We start from the raw sequence: 24,383 nt of genomic DNA on the forward strand, positions 1-24,383 counted from the left end.
GCATATTTGCAGCAGAGAAAGCAAGATGGAGCAGAATTTATATATCAAAAACAAGAAAGCTTACTTTGAGTACAGCATATTAGATAAGTATGTAGCAGGCATTCAATTGCTTGGTACCGAAATTAAATCTATACGCAACGGTAAAGCTAACATAAACGATGCATTTTGCACCTTTATTGGTAATCAGCTATATGTACGCAACCTGCATATTTCCGAATATTCGTTCGGCTCGTTTTATAACCACGAGGCTAAGCGCGACCGTGTGCTTTTGCTTAACAAAAAAGAGTTGAAGAAACTGCAAACCCGGGGAGAAGAAAAGGGATTAACCATTGTACCAATTGCGCTATTCATCAGCGAACGCGGCTTTGCCAAACTTGAAATTGGCCTTGCACAAGGTAAAAAGACCTTTGATAAACGCGAAACATTGAAAGAGCGCGATACCAAAGTAGAAATGGACAGGGCGATGAAGAGGTAGCACCCAGTTTACAGTTTGCTTTAGTGCTCGTAAACCGATAATCTTTATATTCATTTGCAAATTTGCAAACTAAATACTGCCCACTGAAATCTTACCAGGCCCTGTCGCCCACAAGCGGCACAAACCTAAACGTATCTAATACATGTCGTTCGTAATCATGCTCAGCGGTCTTTAACACGGTAACCATTTTTTGCGATTGTTCGTCACCTACCGGTATCACCAATATGCCGCCAATTTTTAGCTGTTGCAACAAAACCTCGGGTACGGTTGGCGCACCGGCGGTAACAATAATTTTGTCGTAAGGGGCGTCGGCAGCAATACCTATCGATCCATCACCCAAAAAGAATTTTGGCTTATAGCCCATATAAGGCAATACCTGCACGGTACGCTCATATAAAGCTTCCTGCCTTTCTATAGTAAAAACCCTGGCACCTAATTCCATTAATATACAGGTTTGGTAACCGCAACCTGTACCTATCTCCAATACCTTGTCGCCCTTTTGTATATGCAGCAACTCAGTTTGATAAGCCACCGTGTATGGCTGTGAAATGGTTTGCCCGGCCCCTATAGGGAAAGCAATATCTTTATACGCCTGGTTCCAAAAAGTTTCATCAAAAAAGTAATGGCGTGGTACTTTACCTATGGCTTTTAAAACCTGCTCGTCCTCTATCCCCTTTTTACACAACACTTCAACCAGCCTTTTACGTGCCCCCTGTTCGCGGTAATTATCAATAAACTTATACGCCATTATGAAGCTAAGTTAACACGATTAGCGCATTTAAATAAGAATAGATTTTGATTAGGATAAAGCTTTTTGATTTACAGGATAATAAATTACCAACATCAATTAGTATGGATCAACATCGGGCTGAATAATACCACCCTTGCTTAGCTTGGTAGTTTGAAACTGCGTTATCACCTCCCTTATAATAGCTTTTGCTTTTACAATTGATATGGTATCGCGCTCAAACTTAAGCATGATAGATTTTATATAGTAGTTGCGTATACGGTTAATTAAAGGCGGCTCGGGGCCTATCACCCTTTCGCCAAAATGCTTGCGCAGCTCATTGGCCAAATACTCGGCCTGGTTGTATAATATCTCGGGGGTTTTATGTTTAACGTCCAGATTGATGATGCGGTAATATGGCGGATATTTAAAGCTTTTACGCTCCTCCATTTCGGTGAAATACAAATCGCTGTAATCATTCGCTATCACCTGTTTAATAACGCGGTGGCTTGGGTCATAGGTTTGTATCACTACCTTACCTTGCTTGCCCCTGCGCCCGGCCCTGCCGCTTACCTGTGCCAGCATTTGAAAGCTGCGCTCGTTAGCGCGATAGTCGGGGTACTTTAAAAGGCTATCGGCATTAATAATACCTATTACGGTAACATCTGCAAAGTCCAGCCCCTTGGCTACCATTTGGGTGCCTACTAGTACATCTATCTTCTTTTCTTCGAGGTTATTAAGAATAGTTTGTAATGAATTGCGCGACCGCGTAGTGTCCAAATCCATACGGGCCAAGCGGGCATCGGGCATAATTACCGATAACTCATCCTCTACTTTTTCCGTTCCAAACCCCTTATATTCTAAATGTGTTGCTCCGCATGCCGGGCAAATAGCCGGTGAATCTTCCTTATAGCCGCAATAGTGGCAATGCAGCTTACCTGTATGCTTGTGGTAGGTAAGGCTTACATCGCAATTGATACATTTAGGTGTGTAGGCACAAACCTTACACATTAACACCGGCGCGTAACCTCGGCGGTTTTGGAATAGTATAACTTGCTCTTTGTTTTCAATGGCCTGTTGCATATCGGCCATCAACACACTGGTAAAGTGCGATTGCATGGTCTTTTGTTTCAACTCCTGGGTAATACTTACTACATGTACCAGGGGCAATTGCACGCCGCCAAAACGTTCGGTCAGCTCAACCAAGCCGTATTTTTGCACCCGCGCATTATAATAGGTCTCGAATGATGGTGTAGCCGAACCTAAAAGCACTTTACCCTGATGCATGTTGGCTAAGTAAATGGCGGCATCGCGGGCATTATAACGCGGGGCCGGGTCAAACTGCTTGTACGATGTTTCGTGCTCTTCGTCCACAATGATCAGCCCCAGATCCTGAAAAGGTAAAAATACCGACGACCGGGCACCAAGCACTACTTTATACTCGTTATTAAGCACCTTTTGCCAAACCTCCACCCGTTCGTTGTCGTTAAAACGCGAATGGTAAACACCAATATTACCGCCAAAATAAATACGCAGGCGCTCAATAATATGGGTAGTTAAAGCAATTTCGGGCAACAGGTAAAGCACCTGCCTGCCGCTTGCTATCATCTCTTCTATCTGCCGTATATATATCTGCGTTTTGCCCGATGAGGTAACACCGTGCAGCAATACCACATCTTTTTTTTCGAAATGCGTGCGTACATCTGCTAAAGCTACCTGTTGGGCATCACTTAGTTCAAATTCCTTAATTGCATCTTCATCCTCATCGTAATGCAACCTGCTGATGTTTTTATCCTCGGCAAAAAAAATCTCCTTCTCAATCAGCGACCGGATGCTGGCATCACCTGAACCGCTTGCTTCTATCAATTCGTTTTTGGATATCGCTTTTTGCTGGCGCGATAACTTGATAAAAGCCAAAACCGCGTCGGCCTGTTTGGGTGCGCGCTTTTCCAATATTATAAAAAGCTCTTTTAAGGCTTCCTGGTTATGGTAGGCGGGGTTAAGGGTTAAATAGGTACGCTTACGTGGTTTATAGCGCTCGCTAACTTCTTCGGATATAGTGATGATATTCTTTTCGAACAAGCCTTTCAGTATCGGCATCACCGTTTTTTGGCCAAGTAATTTGGCAATATCGCTTATGGTTAACTCCGGCTGTATATCCAGCGCTTCGGTAATTAAAAACTCTTTATCGTGTAACTGGGTGCGGTCATACTCAAAATCGCGGTTAAGCATCACTTTAGTTTCACTGGCCAGTTTAAGCGCTGTGGGTAAAGCGGCATTCATCACCTCACCCTCGTTACACATGTAGTAGCCGGCCATCCATTGCCAAAACTGTAGCTGCCCAGGTGTAACTACGGGCACATCGTCTAAAATATCAATAATGTATTTGGCTTCGTACTTAGCGGGGGCCTGTTGGGTTATATTACATACAATTGCCGTATATAGCTTGCTTTTACCAAATTGCACAACTACCCTTTTGCCTATAGCAATAGCGTTATTCATATCGTAAGGCACGCGGTAGGTGTAATTGATGCTGATGGCCAGCGGCAATATCACCTCAACAAAAAGCGTTTTACGATCGGTATGCTCAACCTTGGCAAATTCTAACATTAGCTTTATTTATTGCGGAAAGCAGTAACGGCAAGCATTACCCAGCCTAAAATAAACAACAGCCCGCCTATAGGTGTAACCGGACCTAATACAGCTAAACCAGGCATGCCCAAAATATCCCTGCACGAAATTAAATACAGCGAACCGGAGAAAAGCAATATGCCAAACAAGAAAAAGTAATAGGCCCAAACGGCGCTTTTATTTTTATCCTGATTGAACAGTGAAAGGAATAACAGCGCAAATACATGGTAAAAATTGTATTGTACAGCAGTTTGCCAAACCTCTAACTGATGAGGCTCTAATACAGCCCTTAAACCATGCGCGCCAAAGGCACCTAATATTACCGCCACAGCGCCTAAAAGCGATGCGGTTACTATAATTTGTTTGTTCATGCAGATTTAAAAGGCTAAGTTAACCAAATTGAAAGTATTACTTTATTGTGGTACTGTAAAATTCTAACTTGCAAGCGCAAACAGCAATGAAGAGACTGGTAATAATTACTTTAATTTTATTTGCCGCTACAGCATACATAACCGTTAAGTATTTTAAAAACTTAAACTTATCGGGCACACATGCTGGCAGCGTTATGCGCACTATACCCGGCAATGCCGCCCTGGTATTTGAGTTTACCAACGAGAAAAGCTTTTATGATATATTTACCGGCAACAACCAGCTAAACAGCCTGATTGGCGAACAACGCGTAACAGAACTTGACACGGTTAGAAAAGCTTTTTTAAATAACAATGCCATAGCCTCTTTTTTTACCGGCACTAATGTCTACCTGTCTTTACACCCCTCAAACAGTAACGATGTGCAATTACTTTTAACATCATCGGCTGCTAAAGATTTTGATGCTGCAGGCTTTGATAAATTAAGCAAGCAAAGCAAAACAGGAATGGTGATAACCCCCCTAAAAATTGCAGACAAGAAAGGTTATACCATATATTTCCAATCGCTTAAAAAACGCTTTTACCTGTTGGGTAACGAGGAAAATATATTTTCGGGCAGTTTCTCAAAAGACCTTATCGCACAATACGCCAATTACAAGCCTGATAAAAACAAACAATCGTTTTTATTACTGCCCGATCAGCAAAACTCCAGCTCGTTGGCTAATATCTATATCAACTACGAGCAACTTAACCCGCTTTTTGCCCAACTGTTTAAAAATCAAAACACAGATATCTTTAAAAGCTTTCGCTTATTGCCCGCCCTTGCGGCATTGAACCTGAACTATAAAACCGATGCCATTATGTTTAATGGCTACACCAATATACAAACCAGCCAAAAACAGACCTATTTAAGCATTTTTACCAACCAACAGCCGGTTATTAACCATTTAAAAGAAATATTCCCATCTACTACGGCTTATGCGCTAACATTGGCGGTGTCTGACCCGGCCTTGTTTTCGTCTGATTTGGCCAGCTTCCATTTAAGGGCAGGCCTTAAAACCGAAAAAGAACAACTATTTAGCAAGGTTAAAGCCGAAACCGGCATGAACATCAATACCGAATTTGCGCATAGCTTAGGCAATGAATTTGCCGTAGTAAACACCCGTTACCAGGAGCGCCTGGCCATTATCAGTGTTAAAGATGGTTCGAAATTAAAACCATTGATGACCAATATAAGCGGTATGATATCTGACGATATAGGGCAATTTAACTACACCAAACTACCTTATTTTTTACTGGGCGATGCCTTTAGCGGGTTCAGGAAACCGTATTTTAGAATTATAGATAATTATTTAATTTTAGCAAACAGTATAAGGGAATTAGAAACTTATTACGATACTTATATCAATCGCAAATTTTTAAACAAAACAGATACTTACAATAGTTTTGATAACCTGCTTGCCGAACGTTGTAACGTTGCTTTTTTTATCCATTTTAAAAATGCACAGCAAATTTTAAAGAACGAACTTAAGCCGGGTTTTTATGATGCTTACAAGAACGATTCCCTTACGTGGAAAAACTTCTACGCTGCATCATATCAATTAACAGCGACAGACAAAAACTTCTACACTAATTTTTGTATGCAGCAAAGCCCGGTTGATACCGTTGCAAATAAAAAATCTAATTAAAACTCCTTTAGCTATAACCATTACAGGTTTAATACGTTAAAGGCTTAGTATATTTAGCAGGGCGCTAATGCGGACCGATATTTGAATAAAAAACAACTACTTACAGAGAAACCCGCAGGGTGAGCTATTTATGAAGAGATTTCTACTGGTTTTTTTTCTATTGTTTTCCACCGTTAAAATCTTTGCCCAACAATTTTCGCAGTTAAACACCGGCACCTTATTCGATTCGTTTGAGAACCCCGCGCAAAACAGCTTTATAGCCGATACCAGCCGCAAATATGCTTTTAACCTTTTTGCACCTAATTTTAATACTAATGTATTTGTAACCGGTAACGGCCAAACCACTTTAAAAGATCGCGCATTTAATTATAAATACCGTACCGATAACCTGATGATAGGCCAAGGGCGCTTTAACCGCATAAACGCCAATGTAAACGCCTACTCGGTTTTATACAAGGTATTTTCGGATATCGAGGATAATACAGAAATGGGTATCTCTTTACAAAGCAAAGTAGAAATAAGGGGCTTAATGTCTGACGAAAGCTTAGCCCTGTTTAACGGCTACGCCAATTTCCCTAATGAGCATTACGATAACGTTTTTAATAATAATGCTACTGTACAGGCCTATCACCAATTCAGCTTTATTTACCGCCAAAACGTAAATAAAAAAATTGCCTTTGGTATAAAACTGAGCGCGTTACTTGGGGTAGAATATCAAAAACTGAACATTGTTGAATCGCATATCAACTTTGATAAATTTAACGGTGTAGCCAACCTAAACTTGCGGGGGCAGTACCAACTAAACCATATACCGGGTGGCTTAGCCGGACGCGATATATTACCTACGTTCACAAATCCGGGTGCTGCAATAACTGTGGGAACCATGTTTCACCTCGATAATGGATACACCTTACAAGCCAACATGAAAGACCTTGGCTTTATACATTGGAACAACCAGTCCTACATATATAACTTTAACGCCGTTCAGGATATCACAGGTATAAATACAAAAAAGCGTGAGGATAATATTTTTGGCGCTGTAAAACGCATCATTCATGATAACGGAACCGAAACTGGCTTTAATACTAACACCGACGCAAAGTTTGAAGTAAGTGTAAATAAATCCTTTTGGATAGATAGCGAATCGCGCTTTAAATATTCACCCACTCTTGTTGCTTCAAAAGATGTATTTTTTGATTCGTATGTTGGCGCATTGGTTAACCCTATACAGTATGGCAACTATGTATTTACCTTTACAGCGGCATACAATAATTACAAAATGATCAATTTTGGAACCCAGTTTATGATAAAAGCTACCGACGTGGAGTTTTACATAGGCAGCGACCGGTTGTTGCAAACCATTAAACTGGCCACCGCCGATCATAAAAGCGATGCTTACATTAATAGTACGCCAACGTATACCGGGGCCGACATATTTTTAGGATTTTCGTTAAAGTTTGGCCCTGTATTAGAGCATCCGATGAATTCAAGTTCGGTAGCTACCAGCCAACGTAAAAGCTTCTTTAAACGCTTTATTAACCGTTTAACCAAAAGCGAAGATTAACTCTTTTTAGTCCCGGCAATAAAATCTTTTAGATAAAAAGGCTCAAAGTAAGCTACATCTTCAAATTCAGCTTTATCAAACTTGTCAGCAGCAATTTTTGTAAGGTGGGTGGCCGAATTGGTAAACGCACCATCGAATTGAGCATTAGGGCTATTGCTTAAAGCCTCTCGGCATTTTTCGGCACCATCGCCAAAAAAGAGCATTTTATTATTGGCTAACAGTTCGGCAAAACTGCTGCTATCAATAATTTCGGCAGCAACAGGTTTTACTATTTCGCCATTATGCTTAAATATAGCAGTATAAACCTCCATGCGGCGCGCATCTATCATGGGGCAAAGCAGTGTATCAGTAGATACGCCTGGGGCAACGCCACTTGCCATAGCGGCCAATGTATCAACAGCTATAAGTGGTTTGTCCAGCGCGAAGCACAAGCCCTTGGCAGTTGATACTCCTATACGCAAACCTGTATACGAGCCCGGGCCGCAGCTTACGGCTATGGCGTCTAAATCAGCATACTGTACCCCCGCTCCTACTATCAGTTCATCAATATAAATCGTTATAACCTCGGCATGTATGTTACGCGCATTTATCTCTTTAAAAGCCAGCACCTGCCCGTTGCGGGCCAGGGCAACAGAACAGGAAGTTGTAGCAGTTTCTATCTGGAGTATAAGGCTCATTTTATCACAATGATTTAACGTTATGGTACCGGATCGTGGCCGTGCCCACCCCATGGGTGGCAGCGGCCAATACGTTTTATAGTTAGCCATCCGCCCTTAAAGGCGCCATGTTTTTTTATTGCCTCCACCCCATATTGCGAGCAGGTGGGCGTGTAACGGCACGAGGCCCCGGTTAAAGGCGAAATAAAGTACTGGTATATTTTTATCAGCAGCAAAAATAGATATCCTACACCGCTTTTAAATATATTCCACAAAAAGTTCATTTTACAACCTGCCCCCCAAGCTGCGTTAAAAGCTTAAGCATTTTTTTTTCGATAAGGTCGTAACCGGCTATTTCTTTACCTATATAAGCAAGCGATAATACAATTTTTGCTTCGGCATTAACCAAAGCATCATATAACAATGTTTGCTTATTAAGGCGATATGCTTCGCGTATGCGGCGTTTAACCAGGTTACGGTCTACCGCGCGTTTAAAGCGCTTTTTAGATACCGAAATTACAACCTGCACCGGGGAAGTTTGCCCATCATCGGCAGGCATCCACGAAACTTTGAAGGGATAACATAAAAAAGAAGAACCGTTATGAAAAAGCCCGTCGATAAGCTTTTTGTTACATAACCGTTCTTCTTTTGTAAAAGTATACATAGTTGTTAATACTGAACCGAAAATACGCTATACACCCGGTTCGGCTCCTTTTATTAAAAAAGGACCAACAACCAAATTATGCTTTGTGGCTGCGCTCGTCAGATACTGTCAGTCTTTTTCTGCCTTTGGCTCTTCTTGCTGCTAATATTCTTCTGCCGTTAGCAGTTGACATGCGCTCACGGAAACCGTGTTTATTTCTTCTTTTCCTTTGTGAGGGCTGAAACGTTCTTTTCATGGCTATATTTTATTCTATTCTGTCGTTTTGAAAACAAGTGTGCAAATGTAGCGTATTTTTTAGTTTTTTCAAATACTATTGCGTTATTTGACCATCAAAATTATTAACAACCTAACAATTAGGATATGAAATTTATTGCAGCGCTGTTTTTATTGCTTTCTCCCCAATATGTTTTTAGCCAGGAAAACATGGCGCAGCACTATAAAATATATAATACAGCAACAAAAACCATAGCCACCGCCGATGACATAATTAATGACATGAACAAAGCCGATGTATTGTTTTTTGGCGAAGAGCATAACGATTCTACCGGACATTACCTGGAGAGCCTGTTGTTTAAGAAACTGGTAGAGAAGTACCCTACTAAATCAGCCTTATCAATGGAAATGTTTCAGACCGATTGCCAAACGGTGTTAAATGAATACCTGGCCGGCCTTATTCGCGAAAAGAATCTGATCACCGAGGGCCGGGCATGGCAAAATTATAAAGACTATAAACCAATGATAGAACTGGCTAAAACAGCACATATACCTGTTATAGCAGCCAACGCGCCTACCCGATATACCAACATGGTTACCCGCATGGGTTTAAGCAGCCTTAACAAGCTTGATGCTAAAGGCAAGGCCAACCTTACCCCGCTGCCAATTGATACCGCCACAGGGGCTTATTATGATAAATTTGTAACTATAATGGGCGGGCATGCCGCCATGGGCGATCTGAAGATGTATCAATCGCAAAATTTGTGGGATGCAACCATGGCTTATTCCATCGCTACGTTTTACAAAGCTAATAAGGGGTTTAAAATATTACAGCTAAACGGCGGTTTCCATAGCGAGGAAAAGCTGGGCACTGTTGCACAGCTAAAAAAATATGCCCCGGCAGCAAAGGTTATTAATATTGCCGTTTATGCCGATGACAGCTTCGACAACCCCGACTGGAGCAAGTTTGAAAAATTTGGCGATTATATAATTTTAACCGACCCTAAGTTAAAAAAGACGTTTTAAGGAAGATTGCCAGCTGAATTTCTTAAACGAACAGCACCGCCTATAATAAACATCGATGTTATAAAACAGGCTATTATTAATAGTACTAATCCAATTGAGGCATGGCCGAAATCCATATTAGCGCCGCGATTATTCAGATAATTCGCAAGAGGAAGAATGAAAGAGCAGTAACCAAGTATCAATACCCAATATAACGGTATTATGATAAAAAGCAACCGAAATCTTATTTTAACTAATAACCTTCGTAAAAGGATTGATCCCATCAAGAAAGCGCCATATGCTGCTATGAGAAATAAGTTGCTCATTCTTCGTTAAACGATACTTGGTCGGCCAAATGCTTTGGTGCTATTTCGCAGTACGCCACTTTTAATATTTCGGTTAGCATGTCTTGCTTTACCGTTAGCAGGTTTATATGTGTCCAGCCTTGCTTACCCCATTTGTTTGGTACGGGATAAATTACCGCACTATCAAAAGTGCAAAATACATCCTGATCAGTTGCAGATAATTTTACCGTCGCCCTGTTATGCTCCGGCACTACTGTAGCAAATATCTTTTTATTTACTTTGAACGATGTTTTCTCGAAATGGGGCTCCTCACTAACTTCGGGCAACGATAATGCTACCCTTCGGATGCTTATAATATCAGCCAAGGTTCTTATTCTTATCAGCCAAAATATCGCGTATCTCGGTTAACAGAACCTGCTCTTTGGTCGGCGATGGTACAACAGTCGGCGCAGCTTCTTCTTTCTTTTTAAACCTGTTTATTGCGGTTATTACAATAAACAGAGATAAGGCAATGATGATAAATGATAGCACCTGCGATAAAAAGTTGCCATACTTTATAGCTGTGCCCGGTATAACCAGCTGACTGAGGTTAGACAGGTGTGCTGCTTTTAAAGCAGGTGTTAAAACAGCTGGCGTAATAATATCCTCAACCAACGAGCTTACTATTTTACTAAAGGCACCACCTATAACAACTGCAATAGCTAAATCTAATACGTTGCCTTTAACGGCAAATTCTTTAAACTCTTTAATAAATCCCATAGGTAATGTGTTAAGTATATTTAAAGTTACAAATTTTAGCTGCCCTGCAAAACAATTTTTAGTTTGCAGCATTAACATCATAGCCTAAACCCTAATAAGTAATTTTTAAAGTTAAGGGTAATTGGTGTATTTTTGCACTGTCTATAATTATGCTTAAACAAAACCTTCAACAAAAACTCTTACAAAAACTTTCGCCACAGCAAATCCAATTTATAAAATTGCTGCAAGTGCCTACCGTATCACTTGATACGCGTATTAAAGAAGAATTAGAGGAGAACCCTGCCCTTGAAGACCTAAGCTTAACCAATTTAAACGAACCCGAAGAATTATACCCCGACCGCGACCCTGATGAAGACACCTACAACAGTGATGACGACCAGGGCCCGATGGATGAGTTTAATATTGATGATTACCTGCAGGATGATAGCGTAAACGACTACGGATCGCGCTATGACCAGAATGGTGAAGATGAGGACGAACGCAAAGAAATACCTATTGCTGTACAAAGCTCGTTTTTTGAAAGCCTGCAAGCACAGTTAGACCTGCTACCCCTATCAGACAAAGACTTTAGCATTGGCAAGCAAATTATAGGCAGTTTAGACGACGATGGCTACCTGCGCCGCCCTATAATGTCGCTTACTGATGACCTGGCCTTTTCGCAAAACGTAATGGCCGACGATGAAGAAGTGGAGGACATGCTAAAGGTGATACAAAGTTTTGACCCTCCGGGTGTTGGAGCGCGTAGCCTGCAGGAATGTTTATTGATACAATTAAGGCGTAAAGACGCTAACGACCCTATTATAAAAAAAGCGATACTGGTAGTTGAGCACTACCTTGAAGAGTTTACCCGTAAGCACTACGATAAGCTGGAACGATCGTTAAATATGAATTCGGTTGAATTGCGTGGTGTTGTAAATGAGATATTAAAGCTTAACCCAAAACCGGGTGATAGCAACGAGGTAAGCACTAAACAAATGCAGGTGATACCCGATTTTCATATCAGTAATAATGATGGGGTGCTGGTACTTACACTAAACTCTAAAAACGCGCCTGAGCTTAAGGTTAGCCGCAGCTACCAGGAGATGTTTCAGCATTACGATAAGGCAGCACAAAAAGATAAAAAGTTAAAGGAAGCGGTACAATTTGTAAAGCAAAAGCTCGATTCGGCAAAATGGTTTATTGATGCTATTAAACAGCGCCAGCAAACCCTGCTTAAAACTATGAATGCCATAATGCAGTACCAATACGATTTCTTTTTAACCGGCGATGATAAAAACCTTAAGCCGATGATATTAAAAGATATTGCCGACCGTATTGGCATGGATATATCTACGGTATCGCGCGTAGCCAACTCCAAATATGTACAAACCGAGCATGGTACTTTCTTGCTAAAATCTTTCTTTAGCGAAGCCATACAAACCGAAAGCGGCGAAGAGGTATCAAACAAGGAAGTGAAAAAGATACTGGAAGAACATATTGGCAAAGAAGACAAGCGCCACCCGCTTGCCGATGAAAAGCTGACTGATATACTTAAAGAAGCGGGCTATAATATAGCGCGCCGCACAGTAGCCAAATATCGCGAGCAAATGAATATCCCGGTTGCAAGGTTAAGGAAAGAACTGTAGAGTAAGTTTGCAGTGGGTAGTTTGCAGTTTGCAAAAATTTCACTTGCTATTTTGTCTGCTGCCTACTGATTATTTTTCCCGGGAATTAACACAGCTAACTGCCTACTGGAAACTGCAAACTACTTTACCACCCGTGCTGTGGGCTCGTAAGTTTATAACGGTTGTTTAGCAAGATACCCAAAACCAGCTCGTGTGTACCGTTACTTACCGTACGCAGGGCCGATGTGGTTACATCATACGAATAGCCTACGTTTATTAATGAGCTTAGGTTAAAACCGGTCAATACCGCATAAGAATCATCCTTACGATACGAGCCGCCAAACCAAAATCTATCGCGGAAAGACAGCTTCATGTTGATATCAAAGGTGGTAGGCACCGGGCTAACAAATTTTAGCAGGGCCGAGGGCAGCAGCGTTACATCATCAGATAAATAAAGCTTGTAGCCACCTGTTATAAAATAATGTGGTACAGTTTTACTCAGGCCCGTATTATTACCTGTGGTAATATAGTTTTGCGGCAATATTTGTTGTGCCGATACCCCAAAAAAGTAATTTGACGAATATGCCCAGACCCCTACGCCTACATCAGGTTTCCATTGGCTGGCTTGCAAATTATTAATAGCCGGGTCGTTTTGGTTTTCGAGGGTTAATTCGGATGTGTTAATATTTAAATGGTTAAAACCCGCCTGCACACCAACCGCCAGGTTTAGCTTATCTGTTAAGCCCAGGTGATAGGCATAAGTACCGCTTAAATTTGTTTGTGTAATTGGGCCGGCCTTATCTGTTACTACCATAAAGCCAATGCCATGGTGCGGCTCTGATGCCCGGTAATCCTGCGTAAACGAACGGCTTGCCGGATCGGTATTACCACCACCAGGGAAACCGGTGGCATCGCCTTGCAAAAAATTACTGCCCAGCGGGGCATTTATACTAAAGTAAGCGGTTACGGGCGCACCTTGCAAACCTGTCCACTGGCTGCGGTAGCCAAGTTTAGCATCGGTATAATTTTCAATACCGCTTAAGGCAGGGTTTAAAAGGTAATTATTAAATACATACTGCGTGTACTGTGGGCGCTGTTGCGCATTGGCACAATGCGCAAAAACAGCAAGCAGTATTAATAAAATTAACCTTCGTTTAAACATTATCTAATAACAGTGACATTTCCGGAAATGGGTTTTCGCCCATTTTTAGGGTTTATAATATAATAGTACGCGCCTGCCGGTACGTAAACGCCATGGTACTTACCATCCCACGCTACGGCATAACCAACAGACGAATATACCTTTTCTCCGTATCTGTTGTATATGTCAACCGTATTTCCTGGGTAAGTTTCTATATTTTTTATTGTCCAGGTGTCATTTATGCCATCTCCATTGGGTGTAAACGCGTTAACAACTATTGGCGTCTTCAACACTTTAACAAATATTTCGTCAAAAGCAGTACAACCCTCGGCACTTGTAACTGTCAGTTTATAATTGGTATCGTCGGTTGCCTTAACCACCGGGTTTAATACGTCATCATGGTCTAAGCCATTAGAAGGCAGCCACTTATAGGCTAAACCATTACCTGTAGCTGTGGCCGGCATCACAAAACCCTCCCCTTCGAGCAGTAAAAAATCGGTGCCTGCGTTTACCACAGGATCAGGGTTTACCACAATATCCTGCGTATCTGTAAAATCGCAGCCACCATTTGTAACAAATTTATATACAATGGTATGCGTACCCGGCCCTGCTACTCTTGGGTCAAATACACCTGCGGAGGTTACCCCCGTCCCGCTAAAAGTGCCGGTACCGGTGAAGCCATTTAAATTAACCATAATATGTGCAGGCGCATCGCTGTAACACAACGAGCCAATCTTTGATACCTTTACTACCGGCTGGGGGTTTATAGTAACCAGCCTTTGCTTAAAAGTAGCGCAAGTTGCGCCGGAATAAGCCTCAAGCTGTATATTAAACGGCGTAGAAACAGTTAGTGCACCATAATCGTGCGAGTAAATCCCATCGGCATGCATGGTGCTGGTATTATATTCTTCGTATTGCTGCGGGTTATTATCATAATCATAAAAAATAATAATGCGGGTTATTTTACCAAAATCTACGGTAGATATATCCTTAATAGACACCCCGTTATTGCTGCACAAGCTGGTTGAATTCTGTATAACAAAGTCGGGCCTGGGGTCTGCCCCATTTACCGTAAACGCTTTTGTTTTGGATGAAGTACAACCGTTTGCAGTGGTAACCGTTAGGGTTACCTGGTATACACCTATTTGGCTGTATTTATGCTCGGCGCTTTTGCCTGCGGCGGTGTTTGCCTGACCCGTTTGCAAATGCGTATCTCCAAAATTCCAGCTGTAAGTAAAGCCCGCCTGGGTGTTATCGGTTATGGTGCTTATATCCGCAAACTTTGCCGATACATCGCCCACACAATAATCAGGCAAGGTAAAATCAACCTTGGGTAAAGGCTTTACATCAATTGCCTTTTCAAAAACGTCGCTCACACAATCGGTACTGTTGGTTATGGTTAACTTAACCGTGTAGTTGCCTGCCAAAGCATACGCATGGTTTAAGGGGCTATTATTGGCATGTGTTACCACAGGGCTACCATCGCCAAAATCCCAGATCCACTTAACTATTGTCCCCTCAGATACCGACTGATCTGTAAACGTAACATCACTACCCGCGCAAACCGGTGCCGACAGCGTAAATTTGGCAACGGGCTTATTTAATATATGCACCGTTCGCGTTACCTGGGATGATGAACATCCGTTTTCGTTTACAACTATAAGCTTGGTGGTATAATCGCCGGCTTGTGCAAACACATGTTTAGGGTTTTGCTCGTCAGATGTTGTACCGTCGCCAAAATCCCACAGCCAGGTTTGTAAGGTACTCCCCTTCGCGTCAGATTCGTCGGTAAATTGTAGTGGTGCATTAGGGCACCCGCCTACGCTTGTAAATTTTGCAGTAGGATAATCGGCTATGTTAAAGTTAAAATCAATATTTACCTCCGTTCCGCACTCATCGGCTACGGGGTTTATTACGGTAGCAGTAAGGCTATAATCTCCGGCTGTAAAGCTCAGTTTTTTAAAGTATTCGTATATGTAAATCGTTTTCCCTTCCCTAACCATTGTTTTTTTTACAACCGGATTATTATCAATATAAGGTGCCGTACCATCATGAAAATCCCATTCTATACGCGCGGTTTTGTAAGGCAACGCTAATTGCACCAGGTATTGCACGCCTGTACAACCATTATCCTGTGTTTTATTGGTTAAAGGGTCGGCTAGGGTAATGTATTGGTTAAGGTTTTTAAGGCTTGCCCCTGCAGCGTAGCCATAAGATTCGCGGTCGCCAAAGCCATAGGCTATAGCGTTAAAACCCTCTTTTGATTTGATGGTATGCGTACCGGCGGTAACATTTATTTGCGCATACGAATAGTCTTCATTTTGAGGCATAGGCCTAAAATATTCCGAGTAATCAACATTATCCAGCTTAAAAGAAGCGACACCTGTATTTTTTATTACCACGTTAATGTATTCCTTTAAAATATTGTATCGGCTGGTAGAATAGAGGGTAACATGATCCAGCGTTTGTTCGATCGGGTTTAGAAAAATCATCTCCGGGTCCCCGATATCTGTACTGTTCTCATCCGTGGTATTTAACTTTTTACCTTGTGTAACCGCATATTGCGCAACTTGTATTGGTTTATCGGCGCTAATAGTATGTGGTGTTCTGGACGGGAACTCATAATAGTCGGTACCTGCAAATTGGCCTTGCGGGATAATGGCACCGTCTATTTTGAGTACGGTGTTGGGGTCACTTACCACTACCCTGTAAACATCGTAGTCACGGTTTTTAAGCGGGACGGTAATATAAGTTTTACCCCATGCAGATGTCGGGTACACCTGCTGAAAAAGATTATCTGACGAAAAATTATCGTTATGATAGCCGATGCCCATTTTGGTACTGCCTGAAAACACAGCTATTTTTTTACACTCGCCCGTGGCCGATACAATGGTACGTATACGGGTATTGGTCAGATCGGTATTGGCCAGCCCTTCATAAACCTCGCCCTTATTTAAGATGATTTGGAATGGCACACCCGATGCCCTGCCATCAAGCAAAACCCTCGAAGGCTTAATTTCAACCGTGGTATTGTCCTCTGTAGCAATTACCATAAACGACGAGTAAGACGGCCCTTGAGATTGATCGCCCTGTGAAGAGTCCTCCGAGTTGGAATCCTGCTTATAATTGATGGAATAATAACTTTTACCCAAGGTAGTTACCGGCAACAAAAGTGTAGCACCCGATACGCTTGCCGCATATATATGACCATATACCGCTATATTACGCAACGATGTAATATGCAGCCCCTTATTAAACTTACCCTGTGCATTAATATAAGCTATAGGCGGGATATCTACAGGTGTAACCTGTTTTGCTACAACATTAAACGGAATTGCAGCAAAAGAGCCATCAGCAATCTCTACCTTACCACTAGTATTAACATCAGATGTGATATAAAGCGTCATTCTGCTACCCCGGGGGCCGCTATTACCGCTTATGTGCGACATATAACCCGTCCAAAACTCTTTACCCTGATTAGAACTGCTTCCCTGCGAAAACGCGCAACAACCGCAACACATTAATATAAATAGTGAAGCCAGCTTTAACGCACTTATCCTGTTCAATTTAATTGGGTTTATATTTTACCTGCTGATGCGTTATAAAAATAAGCAATCGTTTAAATATTAAGCAATTAAACTTTTGTGATAATATGTAACGGATTAAAAAAACTTATCCGGATTTGGTACCAGGTTCAGGAATTTTTCAAAATTCTCTTCATAGTTAGATTGGTCTAACTTATAGTAAAAAGCCCCTTTTTTTGATGATTGCTTGTCTTTTTCGGCCTGCTTAACTAATAAGCCGGTTGATAACAGCTTGCGGCTAAAGTTGCGGTCGTCAAATTGGGTTTGGTACACACCCTCGTAAAGGGCCTGTAGTTGCGGTATAGTAAACCTGTCGGGTAGTAATTGGAATAATATAGGGTGCAGCGCGGCTTTATAGCGCAACTGTTTTTTGGCAGCCTCCACCATTTCGGCATGGTCAAAAACCATTTCAGGCATATCATCCAACAAATACCATACGGGGTGGTTTTCGCTGGTTAGTTGTTGTTCGTATTCTTGTATATCTATTAATGCAAAGTAGGCTACCGATATGGTACGCTCTACCGGGTCCCTGTCCGGCTTACCAAAAACCATAAACTGGTCCATGTATACATTTTTTAGGCCGGTACGCTCTTCCAAAACACGGTTAGCGGCATCATCAGGGCTTTCTGATGAATGTATAAAGCCGCCCATAAGGCTCCATTTGCCTCTTTCGGGTTCTAAACTTCTTTCAACCAGTAACAATTTTATGTTCCAGCCATCAAATCCAAAAATAATACAATCAACAGCAACTAAAATTCTGCTCTGGCCGGCGTACTCGCTCATAAAATGATATTTGTTATTTTACAAGTGTAAATATAATTCAGCGTTTTATAAATAGCACATAAATTGTTTTATGTGGTTAAAATGTAACGGTTTTGTAACTAAATTTTAAAAACAATACGTTATTGATATATAATTTGATATTTACCGTTAACCAAAAACATACATCTATTGGAAAACATATTAAAAATTACCAATCTGAATAAAACCTACAAAAGCGCTGGTCGCGTTTTAACGGTTTTAGATGATATAAACTTTAGCATTGCGGCTGGTTCTACCAACGCTATAGTGGGCCCATCGGGCAGTGGCAAAACCACCCTGTTAGGTTTGTGTGCCGGCTTGGATAGTGCCAGCGCGGGCATTGTTGAGTTAAATGGCATTAGCCTGGGTAATTTAAGCGAAGACAAACGCGCGCAGGTACGCAACCAGTATGTGGGTTTTATATTTCAAAACTTTCAGCTGTTGCCTACGCTTACAGCTTTAGAGAACGTAATGGTCCCCTTAGAACTGCGGGGCGAAAAAAACATTAAGGCACGCGCTTTAGACCTGTTGGATAAGGTGGGACTTGCCGACCGTGGTCACCACTACCCTGCGCAGCTATCGGGTGGCGAGCAGCAGCGCGTATCATTGGCAAGGGCATTCTCCAATTCACCCAAAATATTATTTGCCGATGAGCCTACCGGCAACCTTGATGCCGAGACAAGCGAAAAAGTAGTGAAGCTGATATTTGACCTTAACCGCGAAGCAGGTACCACACTGGTTTTGGTAACCCACGATTTGGAGTTGGCCGCTAAAACGCATCGTATTATAAAAATAAAGGGTGGCAAGCTGGTTGCTGATGATAAAACCGGTAACCAATAGCCAATATGGATACTACAAACTATAAAAGAAAAACAAATGTTGCCTGGCTGTTTAAAATGGCCCTGCGCGATAGCCGCCGCAACCGCGGCAGGCTGTTGTTGTTTATATCGTCGATAGTGTTTGGTATTGGCGCGTTGGTAGCCATATACTCGTTCAGGTACAATATTCAAAACGATGTAAACGGGCAGGCCGCAACTTTAATAGGTGCCGATTTAACCATTAACGGTAATAAAGAACCTGATGCCAAACTTCAGCGTTTGCTTGATTCTTTAGGCGGCGACCGCTCGCAGGAGCGCAGCTTTGCCTCAATGGTTTACTTCCCAAAAACACAAGGCACACGGCTGGTACAGGTAAGGGCGCTAGAGGGGGCTTTCCCCTATTATGGCGAACTGGAGACGACACCGGTACAGGCAGGCAGAACTTTTAAAAAAGGCAAAAACGCCCTGGTTGACAAAACCCTGATGCTGCAATTTAACGCCCGAGTTAACGACTCTATAAAGGTTGGCCGGCAATCGTTTTTAATAGTGGGTGTTTTAAACAAAGCGCCGGGCCAAACGGGCATATCATCGGGTATAGCACCTATTGTTTATATCCCGCTGCAATACCTGCCGCAAACCGGATTAATTGCAAAAGGCAGCCGCATTAACTATAACTACTTTTTTAAATTCGGCAACAAAGTTGATGTTGATAAGCTGGCAAAAAAGATAGACCCACAACTGGATAAGGCCGATTACAGCTCGGATACGGTTGCAAGCCGCAAAGAAAACACAGGCCGCTCTTTTGCCGATCTGTCCAGGTTCCTTTCGCTTGTCGGCTTTATAGCGTTACTATTAGGATGTGTGGGCGTGGCAAGTGCCATTAACATTTATATCCGCGAAAAAATAGCTTCGATAGCCATTATGCGTTGTATGGGTGTAAAGGCCGCTGAAGCCTTTTTAATTTACCTGGTACAAATAACCGGCATAGGGCTCATCGGCTCGGTAGCGGGCGCTATATTGGGCACAGGCATACAGCATTTACTGCCCTTGGTATTAAAAGATTTTTTACCCATTACCATATCCGTAAGTATATCGTGGCTGGCTATATGGCAAGGCATTGTTTTGGGGGTTATTATATCGGTATTGTTTGCATTGCTGCCACTAATATCCATCCGCAATATATCACCCTTAAATACGCTGCGTTTATCATTTGATAGCGTAAGCATCCGGCGCGACCCATTCAGGTGGCTGGTTTATTTACTGGTAGTATTGTTTGTAGCATCGTTTGCTTACCTGCAATTAGATGATTGGATGGCGGCAACAGTATTTACCGCAGGCATACTCATCGCGTTTTTAATACTTACCGTTATTGCCTGGTTACTCATCCGTTTTACGCGCTTAATTATACGCGGCAGCTGGAGTTATATATGGCGACAGGGCTTTGCCAATTTGTACAGACCAAACAATCAAACCATTATACTTACGGTTTCTATTGGTTTAAGTACCGCTTTTATATGCACCCTATTTTTAATACAGCAATTGCTTATTAGCCAGGTTACCTTATCGGCAAGCGGCAATCAATCAAACATGATACTGTTTGATATACAAACCAACCAGGAAAAACCACTGGCCGACCTTACCCGTAAGCAGGGCCTGCCTGTATTGTCGCAGGTGCCTATTATTGCTATGCGTTTAGAAAAAGTGAACGGCAAAACAGCGGCCGATGTAAAAAAAGACACCACCTTGCGCATATCGCCGCGTGCCTTCTCTTACGAATACCGGGTCACCTATCGCGATTCGCTTACCTCGTCAGAAGAAGTTACCAGCGGCAAATGGGTAGGCAAGGCAACGCCGGGTGAAGATATACCTGTATCGGCCGAAGAACGCTTTGCGCAGCGCATAAACGCGCGCGTGGGCGACCACTTGGTTTTTAACGTACAAGGCGTGAGGATGAATGCTATAATAGCCAGCATACGCAAGGTAAACTGGAACAAAATATCAACGAATTTCCAGATCGTTTTCCCTACCGGGACTCTAGAAGATGCACCGCAGTTTCATGTACTGCTTACGCATGTAGCATCAAATCAGCAGTCGGCACAATACCAGCAAGCGGTGGTTAAGCAGTTTCCAAACGTTTCTGTCATCGACCTGGGTTTGGTACTAAGCGTGTTAGACGAACTTTTGGATAAGATAAGCTATGTGATTAAATTCATGAGCGCATTTAGTATCATCACGGGTATTATTGTGCTGATATCATCGGTACGCTTAAGCAAGTACCAGCGCATACAGGAGAGTGTTTTGCTACGCACATTAGGCGGCAGCCGTAAGCAGATATTTGCCATAACCGCTTTAGAGTATTTGTTTTTGGGTACGCTATCGGCCCTTACCGGTATAGTAATAGCCATAGGGTCAAGCTGGTTACTGGCACAGTACAGTTTTAAGATACCTTATGCGATAAACTTTTTGCCGGTCATCATCATCTTTTTTAGCATAACATTGTTAACAGTAATAATAGGGCTGCTAAACAGCCGCGGAATTTTAAACAGGCCGCCGCTGGAGGTTTTGCGGTCAAACACCTAATATTTATATGCGCAATCAATTTAAAACAGGCTTAATGGTATTGGCGGTATTAATTACCGGCTGCAACAGTAAAACAACCGATAAAAAAAGCGATGCCGATACTGATACCACACAAGCCGCGAAAACTGCCGCTACCAAAAACATTTTAGTATTTGGCGATAGCTTAACAGCAGGTTACGGTTTAGATGATGCTTCGGAAGCCTTCCCCGGTGTGTTACAAAACAAGATAGACTCGGCAAAATTACCCTACAATGTGATAAACGCGGGCGTTAGCGGCGAAACATCAGCGGGGGGCAGGGCTCGCATAGCCTGGACGCTTAAACAACCCGTTGATATTTTTGTACTTGAACTGGGTGCTAATGATGGCCTGCGCGGCCTGCCCGTGAAACAAACTACCGAAAACCTGCAGTTTATTATTAATACGGTAAAGGCAAAGTATCCTAAAGCAAAATTGGTATTGTTAGGTATGCTGGTGCCGCCAAACATGGGTGCCGACTATGCTAATAACTTTAAAAATATCTTCCCCCAGCTAGCAGCCAAAAACAACATGACACTGATGCCCTTTTTATTGCAGGATGTTGCCGGTGTGCGCAGCTTAAACCAACCTGACGGTATACACCCTACCGCCGAAGGCGCTAAAATTGTAGGCGCTAATGTTTGGAAAGTAATAAAGGGACTATTATAATTTACGCGTTTACCAGTCCCCTGTCCAGGTGTACGTAACCGCCATCAACATAAACAATTTGCCCGGTGGTATGGCTCGATCTGTTTGATAGCAGGAAAACCACCATATTGGCTATCTCTTCCGTAGTGGTCATGCGGTTTTCCAAAGGTATTTTGGCTTCAATCTCCTGGCGTTTTTCTGTGGGGTTAGGCAACGTCTTTATCCAGCTTTCGTAAAGTGGTGTCCAGCACTCTGCTACTACAACAGCGTTTACGCGTATGCCGTATTTTAACAGTTCAACAGCCCACTCGCGGGTTAGTGCGTTGCGGCCACCATTTGCAGCGGCATATCCCGATGTATTCCCCTGCCCTGTTTCTGCTGTTTTTGAGGTAATGTTAAGTATCGATCCTTTTGATACTTTTAGTGCAGGTAAGGCGTAATGGGCAATTAAATAATAATGCACCACATTTTTGTGTAACGATGCCATAAAGCTTTCGTAGTTGCCATTCTCTAAACCCACTCCATCATTCACACCGGCATTATTTACCAGCCCGTCAATTCGTCCAAATTTCTCCAAAACCGTTTTTACGGCGTTTTCGCATTCTTCGGGCTTGGTTAGTTCGGCCACCACCTGGTGTGCCTTACCACCAGCCGCTGCAACGGCATCAACTACAATATTGTTATCCTCTTCGCTCCGGCCAATAATTACAGGCAAGGCGCCTTCGGTAGCCAGCATTTTAACAATACCCTCGCCTATACCTTTAGCGCCACCCGTTACTATAATTACTTTATCTTTTAATCCCAGATCCATATTATTACTATCTTATTAATGCGAAACAACCATGTCTACTTTTTTCACCTTCAAATTATTGTAGGCAAATATCAATATCCCTATAAAGCAAGCCCCCGGCACCAGATAAGCCAGCTGTATGTTAGACATATCTGATATACGGCCCATTATAGGCGGGAACACCGCGCCACCCACGATACCCATAATAACCAATGATGAGCCTAATTTTGTTTTAGCGCCCAGGTCGCGAATGCTTAAAGAGAATATAGTTGGGAACATAATTGACATAAAGAACCAAACCCCCATTAACGAATAAACCGCGACGGTACCTTTTAAGGTTACAGCCGCTGCTATCAGCGCGATGTTTATAATGCTATATATTACCAACAGCTTTACAGGGTTAATAAACCGCATCAGGAACGTACCGGCAAAGCGGCCGATCATAAACCCTAAAAATGCTACCGTTAAATAAAACGACGCCGGCTTTTCTTCAAAGCCTGCCACACGCTCGCTAAAACGGATAAAGAAACTGCTTACACATGATTGTGCGCCTACGTAGAAAAACTCGGCCAGTACGCCGCTCATTAATTGCTTATTCTTTAATAGTTCGGCAATGCGGGCACCTAATGGGCGCTTATCGTTTTTTACCTCGTCGCTGCTTTCTTCCTGTATCTCGGGGAAGGTGGTGCGCCATATCATAATAGCCACTATAAATACAACTATACTGATGATGATATAAGGTATCTGCACAGCCGATGCTTCGGTGTTCAGGTAGGCGTTCAATTGTTCGGCAGACATGCTTTTAGTCTCCGCCGCTGTTAAATTTTTGCCCGATAGTATAAATAACCCACCTGCTAATGGTGCCAGCGTAGCCGCCAACCCATTAAACGACTGCGAAAAATTAATACGCTGTGTAGCACTTTCAGCATCGCCAATAACGGTTATTAATGGGTTTGCAGCTGTTTCTAAAAATGCAGCACCCGAGAAAACCACAAACAAGGCCCCTAAGAAGAAAGCGTAGTTACGCACCGCGGCTGCCGGGTAAAACAAAAACGCCCCGAACGAAAACAGCAGCAAGCCAAATATGATGCCGCCTTTATAGCCATATTTTTTCATGAATTGTGCAGCCGGTATGGGCAACAAAAAATAGGCAAAGTACGAAGCCGAGTCGATCAACGAGGATTGAAAATCGGTAAGCTGGCAGGCCTTTTTTAAGTGAGGTATCAATATAGGGTTCAAGTTTAAGGCAAAACCCCATATAAAAAACAAGGACGTAATTAATGCTACGGCTATTAGCTTATTGTCTTTCGGCATTTTTGTAGTTTAGAATTGGTTTGGTAATTAGT

General features: G+C 42.4%; 22 protein-coding genes. 8 read left to right on the forward strand and 14 right to left on the reverse strand.

Annotated elements, in window-relative coordinates:
- The first annotated feature begins 25 nt into the window (after positions 1 to 25).
- Positions 26 to 475, forward strand: a complete 450-nt coding sequence (smpB, locus tag FFF34_007385) for an SsrA-binding protein SmpB (protein ID TSD67212.1) — start codon at positions 26 to 28, stop codon at positions 473 to 475.
- A 91-nt stretch (positions 476 to 566) separates the two neighbouring features.
- Here the strand turns inward: smpB and FFF34_007390 are convergent, their stop codons facing one another.
- The 3 genes from FFF34_007390 to FFF34_007400 form a co-directional block, all read right to left on the reverse strand.
- Positions 567 to 1,223 carry a protein-L-isoaspartate(D-aspartate) O-methyltransferase gene (locus FFF34_007390; protein ID TSD67213.1) on the reverse strand — a complete coding sequence of 219 codons (657 nt, stop codon included), beginning with the start codon at positions 1,221 to 1,223 and terminating at the stop codon, positions 567 to 569.
- A 99-nt stretch (positions 1,224 to 1,322) separates the two neighbouring features.
- Positions 1,323 to 3,812 (reverse strand): primosomal protein N', encoded by a 2,490-nt coding sequence (gene priA, locus FFF34_007395; protein TSD67214.1) that lies wholly within the window; start codon positions 3,810 to 3,812, stop codon positions 1,323 to 1,325.
- Between the two features lie 5 nt (positions 3,813 to 3,817).
- Positions 3,818 to 4,204: a DUF423 domain-containing protein gene (locus FFF34_007400; GenBank protein ID TSD67215.1), complete on the reverse strand. Its 387-nt coding sequence runs from the start codon at positions 4,202 to 4,204 to the stop codon at positions 3,818 to 3,820.
- 86 nt (positions 4,205 to 4,290) lie between these two features.
- On the opposite strand from FFF34_007400, the gene FFF34_007405 reads away from it, so the two are divergent.
- Both FFF34_007405 and FFF34_007410 read left to right on the forward strand, forming a co-directional pair.
- On the forward strand, positions 4,291 to 5,889 hold the full coding sequence (locus tag FFF34_007405; GenBank protein TSD67216.1) for a hypothetical protein: 1,599 nt from the start codon (positions 4,291 to 4,293) through the stop codon (positions 5,887 to 5,889).
- A 130-nt stretch (positions 5,890 to 6,019) separates the two neighbouring features.
- On the forward strand, positions 6,020 to 7,453 hold the full coding sequence (locus tag FFF34_007410; GenBank protein TSD67217.1) for a hypothetical protein: 1,434 nt from the start codon (positions 6,020 to 6,022) through the stop codon (positions 7,451 to 7,453).
- Here FFF34_007410 and tsaB read toward each other — a convergent pair.
- From tsaB to FFF34_007430, 4 genes are all read right to left on the reverse strand, one after another.
- Positions 7,450 to 8,130: a tRNA (adenosine(37)-N6)-threonylcarbamoyltransferase complex dimerization subunit type 1 TsaB gene (tsaB, locus tag FFF34_007415; protein ID TSD67218.1), complete on the reverse strand. Its 681-nt coding sequence runs from the start codon at positions 8,128 to 8,130 to the stop codon at positions 7,450 to 7,452. The genes FFF34_007410 and tsaB overlap by 4 nt on opposite strands.
- 20 nt (positions 8,131 to 8,150) lie before the next feature.
- On the reverse strand, positions 8,151 to 8,393 hold the full coding sequence (yidD, locus tag FFF34_007420; GenBank protein ID TSD67219.1) for a membrane protein insertion efficiency factor YidD: 243 nt from the start codon (positions 8,391 to 8,393) through the stop codon (positions 8,151 to 8,153).
- Entirely contained in the window at positions 8,390 to 8,773 is a 384-nt protein-coding gene (rnpA, locus tag FFF34_007425) for a ribonuclease P protein component (GenBank protein TSD67220.1), read from the reverse strand. The genes yidD and rnpA overlap by 4 nt, the downstream gene beginning before the upstream one ends.
- A 76-nt stretch (positions 8,774 to 8,849) precedes the next feature.
- Positions 8,850 to 9,008 carry a 50S ribosomal protein L34 gene (locus FFF34_007430; GenBank protein ID TSD67221.1) on the reverse strand — a complete coding sequence of 53 codons (159 nt, stop codon included), beginning with the start codon at positions 9,006 to 9,008 and terminating at the stop codon, positions 8,850 to 8,852.
- A gap of 125 nt (positions 9,009 to 9,133) precedes the next feature.
- On the opposite strand from FFF34_007430, the gene FFF34_007435 reads away from it, so the two are divergent.
- Positions 9,134 to 10,012, forward strand: a complete 879-nt coding sequence (locus FFF34_007435; protein ID TSD67222.1) for a ChaN family lipoprotein — start codon at positions 9,134 to 9,136, stop codon at positions 10,010 to 10,012.
- Between the two features lie 301 nt (positions 10,013 to 10,313).
- On the opposite strand, the gene FFF34_007440 is transcribed toward FFF34_007435, so the two are convergent.
- Positions 10,314 to 10,661, reverse strand: coding sequence for an MmcQ/YjbR family DNA-binding protein (locus tag FFF34_007440; GenBank protein ID TSD67223.1), 348 nt, complete (start codon positions 10,659 to 10,661; stop codon positions 10,314 to 10,316).
- Entirely contained in the window at positions 10,654 to 11,055 is a 402-nt protein-coding gene (mscL, locus tag FFF34_007445; protein TSD67224.1) for a large conductance mechanosensitive channel protein MscL, read from the reverse strand. Before mscL ends, FFF34_007440 begins: the two co-directional genes overlap by 8 nt.
- Before the next feature lie 149 nt (positions 11,056 to 11,204).
- Between mscL and rpoN the strand changes: the two genes are divergently transcribed.
- A complete protein-coding gene (rpoN, locus tag FFF34_007450) occupies positions 11,205 to 12,680 on the forward strand; it encodes an RNA polymerase factor sigma-54 (protein TSD67225.1) in 1,476 nt (491 codons plus the stop codon).
- A gap of 124 nt (positions 12,681 to 12,804) precedes the next feature.
- Here the strand turns inward: rpoN and FFF34_007455 are convergent, their stop codons facing one another.
- The 3 genes from FFF34_007455 to FFF34_007465 form a co-directional block, all read right to left on the reverse strand.
- On the reverse strand, positions 12,805 to 13,821 hold the full coding sequence (locus FFF34_007455) for a type IX secretion system membrane protein PorP/SprF (protein ID TSD67226.1): 1,017 nt from the start codon (positions 13,819 to 13,821) through the stop codon (positions 12,805 to 12,807).
- A complete protein-coding gene (locus FFF34_007460; protein ID TSD67227.1) occupies positions 13,821 to 17,366 on the reverse strand; it encodes a PKD domain-containing protein in 3,546 nt (1,181 codons plus the stop codon). Before FFF34_007460 ends, FFF34_007455 begins: the two co-directional genes overlap by 1 nt.
- 96 nt (positions 17,367 to 17,462) lie before the next feature.
- Positions 17,463 to 18,167, reverse strand: coding sequence for an NUDIX hydrolase (locus FFF34_007465; GenBank protein ID TSD67228.1), 705 nt, complete (start codon positions 18,165 to 18,167; stop codon positions 17,463 to 17,465).
- A 168-nt stretch (positions 18,168 to 18,335) separates the two neighbouring features.
- On the opposite strand from FFF34_007465, the gene FFF34_007470 reads away from it, so the two are divergent.
- From FFF34_007470 to FFF34_007480, 3 genes are read left to right on the forward strand one after another with little or no spacing between them, the layout of a single operon-like run.
- Positions 18,336 to 19,025: an ABC transporter ATP-binding protein gene (locus FFF34_007470; protein ID TSD67229.1), complete on the forward strand. Its 690-nt coding sequence runs from the start codon at positions 18,336 to 18,338 to the stop codon at positions 19,023 to 19,025.
- Between the two features lie 5 nt (positions 19,026 to 19,030).
- The gene (locus FFF34_007475; protein ID TSD67230.1) at positions 19,031 to 21,583 is read left to right on the forward strand and encodes an FtsX-like permease family protein; all 2,553 of its coding nucleotides are present in this window, start codon (positions 19,031 to 19,033) and stop codon (positions 21,581 to 21,583) included.
- Positions 21,584 to 21,617: 34 nt separating this feature from the next.
- On the forward strand, positions 21,618 to 22,268 hold the full coding sequence (locus tag FFF34_007480) for an arylesterase (GenBank protein ID TSD67984.1): 651 nt from the start codon (positions 21,618 to 21,620) through the stop codon (positions 22,266 to 22,268).
- 1 nt (position 22,269) lies between these two features.
- Here the strand turns inward: FFF34_007480 and FFF34_007485 are convergent, their stop codons facing one another.
- Complete coding sequence (locus tag FFF34_007485; GenBank protein TSD67231.1) at positions 22,270 to 23,058, reverse strand: SDR family oxidoreductase; 789 nt, start codon at positions 23,056 to 23,058, stop codon at positions 22,270 to 22,272.
- Between the two features lie 15 nt (positions 23,059 to 23,073).
- Positions 23,074 to 24,351 carry an L-fucose:H+ symporter permease gene (fucP, locus tag FFF34_007490; GenBank protein TSD67232.1) on the reverse strand — a complete coding sequence of 426 codons (1,278 nt, stop codon included), beginning with the start codon at positions 24,349 to 24,351 and terminating at the stop codon, positions 23,074 to 23,076.
- Positions 24,352 to 24,383 lie beyond the last annotated feature (32 nt).

Origin of the sequence: Inquilinus sp. KBS0705, assembly GCA_005938025.2 — a bacterium.
GTDB lineage: Bacteria > Bacteroidota > Bacteroidia > Sphingobacteriales > Sphingobacteriaceae > Mucilaginibacter.